General features: G+C 67.5%; 4 protein-coding genes. 3 read left to right on the top strand and 1 reads right to left on the bottom strand.

The features are described from left to right. Positions 1–164: 164 nt before the first annotated feature. Positions 165–1,121 carry a methyltransferase domain-containing protein gene (locus ACWKV7_RS01185; protein WP_483855800.1) on the top strand — a complete coding sequence of 319 codons (957 nt, stop codon included), beginning with the start codon at positions 165–167 and terminating at the stop codon, positions 1,119–1,121. Positions 1,122–1,261: 140 nt separating this feature from the next. Here the strand turns inward: ACWKV7_RS01185 and ACWKV7_RS01180 are convergent, their stop codons facing one another. Continuing rightward, complete coding sequence (locus ACWKV7_RS01180; RefSeq protein WP_483855799.1) at positions 1,262–2,224, bottom strand: LysR family transcriptional regulator; 963 nt, start codon at positions 2,222–2,224, stop codon at positions 1,262–1,264. Positions 2,225–2,860: 636 nt separating this feature from the next. Here ACWKV7_RS01180 and ACWKV7_RS01175 point away from each other — a divergent pair. After that, complete coding sequence (locus ACWKV7_RS01175) at positions 2,861–10,093, top strand: DUF7933 domain-containing protein (protein ID WP_483855798.1); 7,233 nt, start codon at positions 2,861–2,863, stop codon at positions 10,091–10,093. Further along, positions 10,090–14,295 carry an OmpA family protein gene (locus tag ACWKV7_RS01170; protein WP_483855797.1) on the top strand — a complete coding sequence of 1,402 codons (4,206 nt, stop codon included), beginning with the start codon at positions 10,090–10,092 and terminating at the stop codon, positions 14,293–14,295. The genes ACWKV7_RS01175 and ACWKV7_RS01170 overlap by 4 nt, the downstream gene beginning before the upstream one ends. Positions 14,296–14,309 lie beyond the last annotated feature (14 nt).

Here is a 14,309-nt window from a genome sequence, read left to right as displayed (position 1 = left end):
GGCAGCTACGGGCGTGCGGTGCGGTTTGCCGGCGCCTGCCAAGAAGCAGTGTCCAGGTGGGGCTCCGAGCCCGTTGGGTCGGATGAATTGCCCCTGGACTTCATGCTCGCTGGCTGCCCTCGGTCCGCAGCCGAACGGATCACCGTTCGCAGAGGAAACCCCGCATGGATATGCGCTCCGTCCCCCAGGACCTTCCCGCCGACGCCGCTCCGGCGAGCCTTACCAACGAAACCATCCGGCAACGCGTCCTCGAGTACTACACAGCCGCCACGCCTGACTACAAGGCGTGGAGCCGCGGCTTCAACATGCACTTCGGATACTGGAGGCGCGGTATCGGCTTGCTCGACCGCGAGGCCATGCTGCAGGAGATGAACCTGCAGGTATTGCGCCGGCTGCAACTACCCCATGACCGGCCGGTGCGGGTCGCCGACCTCGGTGGCGGCACCGGCGCCACGGCGCGGGCGTTCGTCGCGCGGCGGGCCAATGTATCCGTGGATGTGGTCACCATCGCTCCGGTACAGGTCGAAATGGGCAACCAGCTCAATGCCCTGGCGCCGCGCGGCGAGGCGGTTCGCATGCATTGTCGCGATTACCTCGACACTGGCTTGCCGTCGGGCAGTTTCGATGGCGTGCTGATGATCGAAAGCGCCTGTCACGCGGAGGGGCCGACCAAGGCTGCATTGCTGCGTGAAGCCCATCGACTGCTGGCCCCCGGCGGCCGGCTGGTGATGGTCGACGCGATGCTGGTGCGGCCGCTGCCGGAGCGGGGGCTTGCCTCTCGAGCGCTGGCTTCGGTCTACCACCGCTGGTGCGAAGCCTGGGCGGTACCGGAAATGTGCCGTATCGATTTGCTGCCCGCTGCCATGGAGCGCCTCGGCTTTCAGCCGCCGCACATCGAGGACTGGTCCTGGCGCGTAGTGCCCTCGGTCGCGCATGTACCGTTGTTGGCCACCGCGTTCCTGTTCAAGGAGCTGATCAAGGCGCGCGGGTTGCTACCCATGTGGCGTTGGCGACATATCGTCGCTTCGTTGTTGACGCCTTTGCTCGGGTTGCGTCGCTGTACCTTCACCTACTCGGCAGTAACGGCCCGCAAGCCGTCGCTGGATGAGAGGCAAGGCTAGCCGCGTCTGCCTTGCAGAATCGGTGAAGTCGGCGTCGCGGGTGAGGGACTGCCCGCGATGTTCATCCCGCGCCGAAAGCGCTTCGGCGATGTCTGCATGGACGAGGCTGCACGAATGGGATCCGCCACTGGTGCGGGGGATCAGCGAGAGGGACGGCTGCGGCGCGGGGGCTCGGGAGGAGGCGTTGCCGAGTCCAGGGGGGTGATGCCCGCCTGGCGCTGGTCCACCAGTGTTTGCTGGATGTGATCGAGGAGCTGCCGCGCCGTGGGCGTGATGCCTTTGCGGGGAGGTGTCCAGGCATACAGGGTGACGGGCGCCAGGGCCTGCTGCGGGCAGGCCGGTTCCAGCATGCCCGAGGCCAGGTCGGTGATGCACGCGCAGCGCGGGACACAGGCGAGTCCCAGCCCGGCGCGAGCGGCTCGCAGCAGCGTCTGGGTGGAGTCGGCGATGAGTGCCGGTTTGTTCAAGACCCGCGGCCCTTCGGCCAATTGCCAAGGCTGGGCCAGTCCCGCCGCACTCAATGCGAGCAGCCGGCTGTCATCCACGCTGTCCAGCGCTGCGGGGTGGCGAAGCTGGGCGAGCAGCGCAGGTGCGCCCACGATGACCATTTCCAATTCGGCCACCGGCCGGGAGACGATGGCGTTGCTGCCGTCGGGCGCTTGCTGAAGGCTCAGGGCCACGTCGAGTCGCGAGGTCGCCAGGTCCTGCAGTGTGTCGTCAAGTTGTAGCGCGAACTGCACCTTGGGATGGTCACGTCGAAACACCGCCAGCCTGTCGAGGGTCCAGTCCCCCAGCGCGCTCGGTGCCGCCAGCCGAACCAGCCCGCCCGGCGTGCTGTGCGACTCCAGCGCCGACAGCAGCGCAGCTTCCATGGCTGTTCTCATGTCCAGCGCATGGCGATACACCGACTCACCCACGGTGGTCATGGAGAACAGCCGAGTGCTGCGATTGAGCAACTGTACGTTGAGCGATCGTTCCAGCTGGGCTACCCGCCGACTCAGGCTGGAGGTGGCGACACCGGTGCGCTCCGCCGCTCGGGAAAAGCTTCCCGCTTCCACCGCTTGGACGTACCAGTACAAATCGACCAGAAGGCGCGAAGTCATGGTGGGGTCTTGCTGCGTATGACGCATTGATGTCTACCTTGGCAGGTGCTCGGCCGTGCAACCGGGTGAGCCGTTGCGCAATCTTACCTGCCGTATTGGTTTGGGCATTTGAACGGGTGAGTGAAAACGCTATTAGCGTGGCATCGTAGCCTGCCGGTCAGCGATCAGCATCCAAGAGGTTGCTGGACGGTTGGGGCGCCCCGGCGAGCCAAAAACGCTAGGCATGACGCAGTTCTCAACTCGCAATTGCAAAGATTATTTGCCGTCGCAAAGAGGCAAGGTCGTCTGAGTTGTAAAGCAACTTATTGATTTAAAACAATATGTAGTGAAATCCGTAAATCCGGCGTGCCTGGCCAGACCGGATTAACGTTGCGCTGCGCGCAAATTACTTTCCCGCTGTGATGGCTTGTTAATGGCGCGCTTATGGAGACACTTGCTGCCTTCATTTCTAGGACAAGTGGATCCGCCTCCTTTTTCTTCCCAAGCGCACCCATAACGACATTCGCAGTGGCTGTACAGGCAGCCGCTGCGACCTTGCGCATGGAGGAAAAACGACCGGCGGCGGATCCCTTTTAGCGCGACTGGCGCCGGGGGAGTTGCATGTTTTCGCGGGTACCGAAATCTCGTCTGTCGAGGATGCTGTGCTGTGCCTTGCTGGGGGCCGCCGGGCTGATGCCGCTGGGCGCCGATGCCAGCCTCGGTATCAGCAAGACGCGGGCGGCGGGTTTTGCCGATCCGGTGTACGTGGGTGACACCGACGGCTTCCTGATTCAGCTGACCAACAGCTTCACCGACGCCGACATTACCGACGTTGCCTTCACCGATAACATGCCAGCCGGTTTCCAGGTGGCGGGGGCCGGTGTCGTATCCAGCACCTGTGCCGATGGCAGCGGCAACCCGGTCCCCTTCGTCGGTACGGTCACGGCCCCGCTGGGCAGCAATGCCATCGTGCTCAGCGGCGGAACCATTCCGTCCCAGGGCGCGGGTTCCCAGGCCGGCCGCTGCGAGATCGTGGTTCAGGTGACCTCCACCGTGGCCGGGAGCGGCAACAACCTGATCCCGGCCGGCAGCGTGACCGGTACCTATAAGGGCGGCGCCGTCAGCAACGCCGACCCGGCGCAGCAGTCGCTGAACTTCCTCGCCCTGGCGGCACCCACGCTCAGCAAGAGCTTTGCCGCCGGCACTATCGTCAAGGCCGACCAGGCGACCCGCCTGAGCCTGGTGATCCGCAACAACGCAGGCCAGGCGCTGCCGCTCAACGACGCGGGGGACAACCCGCCCTTCGCCATTCGCGACCGCCTCGGCGACTACGGCCTGAAGGTCGCGCCGACCCCCAATGCGCAGATCAACTGCGGCCCGACGCCACCCACCTTCACCCCGGCGGCGGGCGATACGCAGCTCGTTGCCCTCGGCGGCACGGTGCCGGCCAACAGCTCTTGTACGCTGAGCGTCATGGTCGTGGCCGACGGCACGGACAGCGCTTATTCGCTGGGTCTGACCAACGTCGTCGACCGCAACACCGATTTCGGCAACAAGCGCGGGCTGGTGCCGCCGTCCAACGCCACGGCCAACCTGACGGTCACCGCACCGTTGCGCGTGGCCAAGGCGTTCAGCCCGCAGACCGTGGCCAAGGGGCAGGAAGCTGACCTGTTCATCACCCTGACCAACGCCAGCCCCCTGAGCACGCTGACCCTGACCGGGCTGAGCGACACCATCGACGGCGGCGCCGGTGGCCTGACCATCACCAGTGCACCGACCGCCACCTGCACCGGCGGCTCCAGCGCCACCGTCGGCGGTGTCGGCAGCGACACCCTGACGCTGTCCGGCGGCTCGCTGGCGCCCAGCAGCAACTGCGTGATCCGCGTGCCCTATACCGCCAGCCTGGCCACCGCCGGCGTGCCGCAGACCTACACCAACAGCATCGCCGAGGGCGCGGTTTCGGTCAGCAGTCCGGCGGGCGTCATCAGTCAGTCGGCGGTGGCTTCGGTCAACGTGGTCGACCAGTTCCTGGTGCAGAAGACCAGCAGCCCGTCGACGGTCGCGCCCGGCAACCCGGTGAGCTTCAGCGTAGCGGTCGGTAACTATTCGGCGTCGGCCCAGAGCGGTGTCACTGTGACCGACCACTTGCCGAGCGGCATGGTCCTGTTGCGCGCGCCGGACCGTCCCGATCCGGCGGTCAGCGGCAGCGGCTGCAGCAGTGCGGTGGTCGTCGGCGGCACGGATACCAGCCCGACCTTCACCTTCGACATGAACGGCGGCAGCGCCGGCAACCCGGCCATCTGCACCCTGTCGTTCTGGGGCATGGTCCCGGCCAATGCGTCCAGCGGCGCGGTGATCAATGACATCCCGGTAGGCGGGGTCTGTGCCGGCAGCATCTGCAACCACACCTCGACCTCGGCGCAGTACACCGTCAGCAGCTCGACGCTGACGCTGGAAAAGGGCTTCGACTCCGGCAGCAAGCCGGAGGGCACCGCCGCAACCATGACCATCGACCTGGTGAACCTGTCGGCGCAGACGCTGACCGATGTCAGCCTGCTCGACAGCCTGCCGCTGGGCAGCAACGGCACGCCGATGCAGGTCGCCTCGCCGAGCAATGCCTCCAGTACCTGCGGCGGCACGCTGGTGGCTGTGCCGGGAAGCAACGAAGTGCGCCTGAGCGGCGCCACGGTGCCGGCACGCGCCGGGCAGGGCCTCGGGGCGGCTGGCCGTTGCCGGGTGACGGTCAATGTGGTGGGCGCCGCCGGCCACTACGTCAATGCGCTACCGGCTGGCGCCGCCAATGCTATCGAGCACTATGCCGACGGTTCGCAGAACCCCTCCCGCCTGCAAAGCCCCGGTCCGGTGCAGGCGAGCATCGATTTTCTCTCCGCCTTGAGCGGCGCCAAGGTCTTCGTGCCCAACCGCATCCAGCCGGGCGGGCGTTCGACCGTGACCATCAACCTCGCCAACTCCCAGGCCGGCGTGCTGACCAACGTCAGTGTGACGGACGACCTGCCCGCGGGCATGACCGTCGCCAACCCGGCCAATGCCTACTCGACCTGCGACGGCGCCCCTGTCATCCAGGCTGCACCGGGCGGCAGCCAGGTCAGGCTGAGCGGTGCGCGTATCCCCACCGGCAGCTGCGACCTGCTGTTCGACGTGACCGCCACCGGCGGCGGGAACTGGGTCAACACCATCGGCGCCGGTCAGCTGCGCGCCGACGGCGGCGTGCAGAACGTCGCGTCCTTCGGCGCGACGCTGCAGAACGCCTCCGGTGGAGAGGTCACCGTCACCCTCAACCATGCCACCGCCAGCGTCGCGGCGCCCGGCGCCGTCACCCAGCTGACCTACACGCTGTTCAACAGCGGCAGCCTGGATCTCAGCAATCTCATGCTGGCCAGCTATTTCACCGATAGCGGCCTGGCCGGCGGCAATCCGACCGGCGAGCGCGTTGCTGCGGTACCCAACGCCCGCACCACCTGTCCTGGCGGGGTGGTCTCGGCACCGGCAGATGGCACGGCGGTCACCCTCAGCGGCGCCACCCTGACGGCAGGGCAAAGCTGCATCGTCACGCTCGACGTCACGATGATCAATACCGGCACGGTGACGGCCCTCGTGCCGCCCAACGCCATCACTACCGACCAGGGTGTAAGCAACGCCGACCCTGCCTCGAGCAGCCTGCAGACCAGTAGTGGCCTGGGTGTGTCCAAGCAGTTCACGCCCAAGGTGGTCGCACCGGGCGAGCGCTCGCGTCTGCGCATCACTTTCTACAACCCGACCACCCAGCCGATCACCAATCTGGCCACGACCGATACCTATCCGGTCGGTCTGGTGACCGCCAGCCCGGCGAACGTGGTGAGTACCTGCCAGGGCAGTGTGACCACTGCCAGCGGCCAGGTCAGCCTCAGCGGCGGACGCCTGCCTGCCGGGAACGGCACCGCACCGGCCAGTTGCCAGGTGGAGCTCGACGTGGTGGCCAACAGCCAGGGCGACTACATCAATACCATCCCTGGTGGGGCGGTGACCGGCAGCGCCGGCGGCAGCCCGGTGGCCAACAACGAGCCGACCACCGATACCCTGCTGGTCAAGGCGCCGCTCGTCGTGCACAAGGCCATCGCCGGGCGCACGCTGGACAGCGGCAACCCGGCCGGTTTCACCACCGGCACGGCCACCGGCACGGCCGGTACGCCGCGGACCCTCGGCATCCGCTTGCAGAACCCCAATGCCGCGCCGTTGAGCGGCCTAGCCTATACCGACAACCTGCCAAACGGCCTCGTGCTGGCGCAGGTGCCGAATCCGCGCAACAGTTGCGGCGGCACGCTGACCGCGATGGCCTCGGGCACCACGGTGCGACTGGCCGGCGGCCAACTGGCCGGCAACGCCGATTGCCTGGTCGAGGTCGAGGTGCTGAGCAACATTGCCGGCACCTATACCAACAGCATCGCTACCGGTGGCGTCACCAGCTTCGAGGGCTTGAGCAACACCGAACCGACCCGTGCGCGGTTGGTCATTTCCAGCCCGCCGACCGTCGGCAAGCAGTTTGCCCCGGCGGTGATTCCGTCCGGCGGCACGTCGCGCCTGACCATCTTCGTCAACAACCCCAACGCCACGGCCATGACTCTGACCGCGGCGCTGACCGACAACCTGCCGACCTCGCCGGGCCCGGTGCGCGTCGCCGCCGTACCCAACGTCGGCGGCACCTGCCCGGGCGCCGCGATCACCGCCACGCCCAGCGCCAGCTTCGTGCGCCTGGCCAGCGGTACCTCGGTGCCGTCGGGCGGCTGCACCATCGAGGTCGATGTCACTGCCAATACCGTCGGCGAGCACACCAACATCATCCCGGCCGGCGCCTTGCAGACGGACATGGGCGTCAACCCGGAACCGGTCTATGCACCCTTGACGGTCAGCACCCAGGGCTTCATTTCCGGGCGCGTCTACCTGGACAACGACCTGAACGGCAGCTATTCGTCCGGCAGCGACAGCCCCCTGGCCGGTGTGGCCATCGAACTGCGCAGCGGAACGAGCTGCAGCAGCGGCACCCCGGTCGGCGGCATCAATGGCCTGCTCAACCCGGCGACCACCGATGCCGCCGGCAACTACCTGTTCGCCGGGCTGCCTGCCGGCACCTATACGGTATGCCAGGCCAGCCAGCCGGCCGGCACCCTCAACGGCCAGCCGGTTGCGGGAAGCATCGTCGCGGTGAACGGCAGCAGCGGCTCGGCGGGATCGCCGAGCAACCCGAGCGAAACCAGCAGCCAGATCGCTGCCATCGTGCTGACGGCCGATGGCGTGGCCGGGGAGACCAGTGGGTCGGCCGGCAACGATTTCCCGGAGGTGCGGCCGGCAAGCCTGGCGGGCGCGGTCTTCCTCGACGTCAATAACGACGGCATCCGCCAGAGCGGCGACAGCGGTCTTTCGGGCGTGGCCATCGAACTGGCCGGTACCGATTGGCTCGGCCGCCCGGTCAGCCGTACCGCGACGACCGATAGCAGCGGCAGCTACCGCTTCACCGACCTGCCGCCCGGTACCTACGGCGTCACCGAGCCGAACCAGCCGGCCGGCACCAGCAACGGCATCACGAGCGCCGGCAACAGCGATGGCGGCGCGCCCAGCGCCACCCCGGTGGGCAGCACGCCGAGCGCGATCGGCGGCGTGGTCCTGAGCCCTGGCTACGTCTCGGAGAACAACGACTTCGCCGAGCTGCTCAACGGCCGCGGCATCTACGGCAAGGTGTTCCACGACCGCGACGTGGACGGCGCACCGACGTCCGGCGATGCCGGGCTGTCCGGGCAGACCATCACGCTCACCGGGACCGATGTGAACGGCAACAGCGTCAGCCGCAGCACGGTCACCGACGCCAACGGCGATTTCAACTTCACCGGCCTTCCGCCCGGCACCTACTCCCTGGTACAGCCGAACCAACCGAGCGGACTGGTCAACGGCTCCACCACCGCCGGCACGGCCGGGGGCGCGGTCAGCGAAGGACCGAGCACCATCGCCAGCGTCGACCTGACCGCTACCGCGCTGTCGGTGGACAACTGGTTCGCGGAGATTTCCATCCCGTCGCTGTCCGGCACGGTGTGGATCGACAGCAACCACGACCGCGTGCGCGATCCGGGCGAAACCATCCTGCCGGGCTGGACCGTCGAGCTGCTGCGGCACGGCGCGGTCATCGCGACCACCGTGTCGGACGCCAACGGCGCCTATGCCTTCAACGATCTGGCGCCCGGCAACGGCTATGAGGTGCGCTTCCGCCATCCGGACTCCGGCACCCTGTTCGGCCGCCCCGTGCCGAACGAGAAGGGCACACCCTACACCCCCGGTAGCGTTGGCCCCGGCAACCCGGCTGGCGCCGATAACGGGAGCGGCACGTTGAACCACGTCGCCATTCCCCTCGGCCGCAACGTGGTCGAGCAGAGCCTGCCGCTCGACCCGGCCGGCGTGGTGTATGACGCCATCAGCCGTCAGCCGGTGCGTGGCGCGGTGGTGAGCATCAGCGGCCCGCCGGGCTTCACCGCGGCCAACGTGCTCGGCGGCTCGCTGAGTCAGACCACCGGCGCCGACGGTTTCTACCAGTTCCTGTTGTTGGCCGGTTCGCCGGCGGGAACCTACACCCTCAGCGTTAGCGCGCCGGCGGGTTATCTGCCGGCGCCGTCCGCACTAATTCCGGCCTGTACCAATACCCTGCCGGTCACCGCGATACCTGACCCGGCACTGGTGCAGACCAGCAACCTGGCGCCGGCGGAGTCGGTGACCCGGCATGACCCGGCCACGTGCCCGGCGAGCAGTGCCGGCCTGGCCGGCGGTGCCGGCAGCACCCAGTACTACTTCAGCTTCGTGCTGGACGGCAGCAGCGCCGACCTGGTGAACAACCACATCCCGCTGGACCCGGTGATGGGTGGGGCCATCGTCATGACCAAGGTCACGCCGAAGGTCAACGTTACCCGTGGCGAGCTGGTGCCCTACACCCTGACCGCGCGCAACACCCTGGGCGTGTCGCTGGCCGACATCGCCATCGAGGACCAGATCCCGCCGGGCTTCAAATATGTGAAGGGCTCCGCCCAGATGGACGGAGTTCCGGCCGAACCGGATGTGGAAGGACGGCGCCTGCGCTGGCCGGGCCGCACCCTGGCCGGAGGCCAGGTGATCACGGTCAAGCTGCTGCTGGTGGTCGGCTCGGGGGTCGGCTTCAACGAATACGTCAACCAGACTTGGGCGCTCAACCTGGCGGCCGCCGTGCGCGTATCCAACGTCGCCACCGCCTCGGTGCGCGTGGTCGCCGATCCGACCTTCGATTGCTCGGACCTGATCGGCAAGGTCTTCGACGACAAGAACCGCAATGGCTACCAGGACGAGGGCGAACCCGGCCTGCCGGGCGTGCGCCTGGCCACGCCGAAAGGCTGGCTGATCACCACCGATGCGCACGGCCGCTATCACATCGCCTGCGCCGACGTGCCCAGCGAGATGCGCGGCAGCAACTTCATCCTCAAGGTGGATGAGCGCACCCTGCCCAGCGGCTACCGCATCGTCACCGAGAACCCGCGCGTGGTGCGCATGACCCAGGGGCGCCTGGTCAAGGCCAACTTCGGCGCCAGCATCCATCGCGTGGTACGCCTGGACCTGACCGGCGAAGCCTTCGACGGCAAGCGTTTGACCTCGGCCTTCCAGGCGCGCATGGACGAAGTTCTGGCTGCATTGCATGCCGAGCCTTCGATCCTGCGCGTCGCCTACCACCTGCCGGTGGGTGGCGACGTGGACATGGCCAGGGACCGCATCGGCTATGTGACGGACTGGATCAAGGAGCATTGGGAGCCCCACGAGTGCTGTTACGACCTGCAACTGGAGGAAGAAATCGTACCGGCGACTGAAAGCGTGGAGGTGATCCGATGAGCATGCGCAAATTCCTGGCGTGCGGCATCGCCGCCATGGCACTCAACCCGCTGGCTGTCGCCATCGCACAAGCCGGTGCTTACTGTGAAGCAGGCAAGGGCTGCGGCCTGCAGGGCGCACGCGGGGCGATGGAGGACGAGTCGCTGCTGCAGCGGCGTCCCTTCACCCCCGGCGGCCTGCCGGCCCTGCCGCACAATGCCGAGCGGGAACTGCCGCGCGAGAAACTGATCCTCTGGCAGCGCGAGGGCGCCCTGGGCGAGCGCGATCAATTGCTGGAACTCGGCGACGAGACGATCGACACCATCGCCCTGCGCGACGGCCTGCCGATGGTGCGCTTCGCCTCCGGTCGCTCCGCGGTGCCCGACGAAGACAGCGAAGTTCTCGACAAGCTGATGCGCCGCCTGGCCGGCAAGCGCAATCTGCGCCTGCGCCTGATCGGCCACACCGATCCGCAGCGCCTGTCCCCGCGCACCCGTGCCATCTATGGCGACAACCAGGGACTGGGCCTGCAGCGCGCCAAGGAAGTCGGCGCAGTGTTCATGCAGCGCCTGAACCTGCGGCCCGAGCAACTAATGTTCGACAGCCGTGGCCCGAGCGAGCCGCTGGTGGCCGGTGACAGCCCCGAGGCCTGGGCCATCAATCGCCGTGTCGAGGTGGAGATCTGGTACGACGAATCCGTCGTCAGCACCCCCGCCAAGCCCCAGGAATGTGCGCCGGGCAGCGTGGCCGAGGAGGGCGTCGCGCCGTTCCGCCTGAGCATCGACGGTCAACCGCAGGGCGAGAATGCGCCCGGCAGCGCCGACAGCCAGCGCTGCGTCGACCTGGCCCTGGCGCGCGATCTGTTGCAGGTGCGCTTCGACAACCTGTCGGCCAAGCCCCGGCTGAATGTCGCCTCCGGTGCGCGCCTGGCCCGTATCGGCCAGCCGCTGAGCTTCAAGGGATTCAGCAACTACCTGCACTGGGTCGAGCGCGCCGAAGTACGCATCATCGGCAAGAGGCGCCTGTTCGGCGAACCGGAGCTGCTCGAAACCGTGACGCTGGACGAGCAGTTGCAGGGCCAGTGGACGCCATCGGCCGACTTGCCGGAGCGTGTCTACTACCAGCTACGCGTCTACGACGCCGAGGGCCGCTACGACGAGACCAGCCCGCAGTCGATCAGCGTTGCCCGTGGCCAGCGCGAAGCCGAGGAGGAGGCCGAGAGCGAGGCCAACCTGCTGGCCGGCTACGACGGCAACCGCCTGTCCCGCCACGCCATTCCGGTGGCCGGTGGCACCGTCACCGTGAACGGCAAACAGGTCCGCGAAGGGCAGCACGTCTTCGTCATGGGCCGGCCGGTGCCGGTGGATCGCGGTGGCAGCTTCGCCGCGGCGCAGATCATCCCGCGCGGCCTGCATACCGTGGAGGTGGCGGTACTCGACGAACAGGGCAAGGGCCGCCTGTACCGGCGCGACCTGCGCCTGCCGCAACAGGACTGGTTCACCGTGGCCATCGCCGACTTCACCGTCGGCCAGCAGGACACCAGCGGCCCGGCGCGGCTGGTCACCGGCGAGAAGCGCTACTACGACGACAAGCTCTATGCCGACGGCCGCCTGGCCTTCTACACCAAGGGCAACATCGACGATAAGTACACCGTCACGGCGAGCGTCGACACCGGCGAAGAACCGGCCGACAGCCTGTTCAGCAACTTCAACGACAAGGACCCCCGCGAGTTCCTGCGGCGCCTGGACTCCGAGACCGACAAGGGCTGGACCACCTTCGGCGACGACTCGACGCTGGTCGAGGATGCCCCCACCCGTGGCAAGTTCTACGCCAAGGTGGAGGACGAGAAGTCCCATGCCATGTGGGGCAACTTCCGTGAGCAGATCCGCGACACCGAGCTGGCGCAGGTCGATCGCAGCCTCTACGGCGCCCAGGCGCGTTATCGCAGCGACGCCTTCACCGGCTTCGGCGAGCGCCGCCTGCAAGTGGAAGGCTTTGCCGCCGAGCCGGGCACCGCATCGGCGCGCGAAGACTTCCGCGGCACCGGCGGCTCGCTCTACTACCTGCGCCACCAGGACCTGACCGTCGGTAGCGAGCGGGTGCGCATCGAGGTGCGCGACAAGGACTCCGGCCTGGTGCTGCACAGCCAGGACCTGGTCGCCGGCATCGACTACGAAATCAACGCCCTGCAAGGCCGGGTCATCCTCAGCCAGCCGCTGTCCGCCAATGCCGACGGCAGCGGGTTGATCCGTTCCGGCAGCACCCTGTCCGGGCATCCCGCGTTCCTGGTGGTTGGCTACGAATACTCGCCGGGGCTGGAGAGCCTGGAGGACATGGCCTATGGCGGACGTGCCGCCTACTGGGTCAACGACCAGGTGCGTATCGGGGTGACCGGCAGCCAGCAGGAACAGACCGGCCGCGACGACCAGACCCTGGGCGGTGGCGACTTGCTGCTGCGTCACAGCGAAGGTACCTGGTTGAAGGTGGAGTCGGCGCAGAGTCGCGGCGACAGCCTCGACCAGCGCTTCTCCTACGACGGCGGTTTCGGCTTCGGCGAGCAGGTTGCCGGCACCGACTCGCGCGCTCGCGCCAATCGCATCGAAACCGCCTTCGACCTGCGCGATGTGGTCGCCGATGCCGAAGGCCGCGGCACCTTCTATTACGAAAGCCGCGATGCCGGATTCGCCGCGCCGGGCCGCCTGACCGACCTGGCCACGGACCAGGTCGGCGGCAGCTACACCGCTCCGCTCGGCGAGAAGACCGAACTGACGGTCAAGGGCGACCAGACCGACGAGCAGGGCGGCCGTTCGCGGCGCGCCGTGGAAGGCGCCATCGCCTACGACCTGAGAGAGGCCTGGCGTCTGTCCGCCGGGCTGCGCAACGACCGCCAGACCTATGGCGGCGCCTACCGCAACCTCTACACCGGCACCTACGCCGGCTACGACAGCGGCAACTACGACGAGGGCGAACGCAACGACGCCATCCTCCAGGCGCTGTACCACGGCGCCGAGGACTGGTCGCTGTACGGTTTCACCCAGGGCACCGTCAGCCGCGACGCAGGGCGCCAGGCCAACAACCGTATCGGCGTGGGCGGCGACTATCGCCTCAACGAGCGGACATCGCTCAATGGCGAGCTGTCCGGCGGCAACCTTGGGCTGGGCGCCAAGGCGGGGGTCAACTACGACGCCTCCGAGCGCACCAACCTGTACCTGAACTACCAGCTCGACAGCGACCGCGGCGACGACGGCTTCGCCAGCCGCAGCGGACTGACCGGCACCGGCCGTACCGGGCAGATCGTCACCGGCGCCCGTTCGCGCTGGACCGACAGCACCAGCGTCTATGCCGAGCAGCGCATGCAGCACGGCGACCAAGCGGGCCTGATCCAGGGCTACGGGCTGGATTTCGCGCCCGACGAACACTGGAGCTACGGCCTGACCACCGAGTTCGGCACCTTCAACACCGAGACCGAGTACGAACTCAAGCGCCGCGCCTACGGAGCGAAGGTCGGCTACAGCAACGGCGACCTGCGCTACGCCAGCCGCCTGGAATACCGCCAGGACAGCAGCCAGGTGCAGGACCTCTCCGTATGGCTGATGCGCAATAACCTGAGCTACCAGGTCAACCCGGACTGGCGCTTCCTCGGCCGCCTGGACTTTTCGGTCGGCGACTCGGATCGCGGCGATTATTTCGACGGCGACTTCGTCGAAGCCTCGCTCGGCTACGCCTACCGGCCGGTGCTCAACGACCGCCTCAACCTGCTGACCAAGTACACCTACCTGGCGGACCTGCCGCCGCCGGACCAGGTGTCCACCGCCACCGGCACCAACGTCGACTACGCCCAGCGCAGCCACGTGTTTGCCATCGACGCTATCTACGACCTCAGCGAGCGCTGGAGTGTCGGCGGCAAGTACGCCTACCGCCTGAGCGAGCTGCGCATGAGCCGCGATACCTCGGCGGAGTGGTTCGACAGCCGTGGCCAGCTGCTCGCGGCGCGGGTCGACTGGCATGTGGTGAAGAAGTGGGACCTGATGGTGGAGCTGCGTCGGCGTGAGGAATCGCAAGCCGAGGACAGCAAGACGGGGGCGCTGGTGGGGGTCTACCGGCACTTCGGCAACCACTTCAAGGCAGGGGTCGGCTACAACTTCAGCGACTTCAGCGATGACCTGACCGATCTGTCCTATCGCAGCCAGGGCTGGTTCTTCAACGCCGTCGGCAAGTACTGAGGCGGCGCAGTAGT

The sequence above is a fragment of the Zestomonas ipomoeae genome, from assembly GCF_057128665.1.
This window is presented reverse-complemented; position numbering and strand designations above follow the sequence as displayed.

Bases quoted from the DNA above. Each gene is read 5' to 3' on its own strand.
- ACWKV7_RS01180 (WP_483855799.1), bottom strand. From the start codon at position 2,224: ATGACTTCGCGCCTTCTGGTCGATTTGTACTGGTACGTCCAAGCGGTG.
- ACWKV7_RS01185 (WP_483855800.1), top strand. From the start codon at position 165: ATGGATATGCGCTCCGTCCCCCAGGACCTTCCCGCCGACGCCGCTCCG.
- ACWKV7_RS01175 (WP_483855798.1), top strand. From the start codon at position 2,861: ATGCTGTGCTGTGCCTTGCTGGGGGCCGCCGGGCTGATGCCGCTGGGC.
- ACWKV7_RS01170 (WP_483855797.1), top strand. From the start codon at position 10,090: ATGAGCATGCGCAAATTCCTGGCGTGCGGCATCGCCGCCATGGCACTC.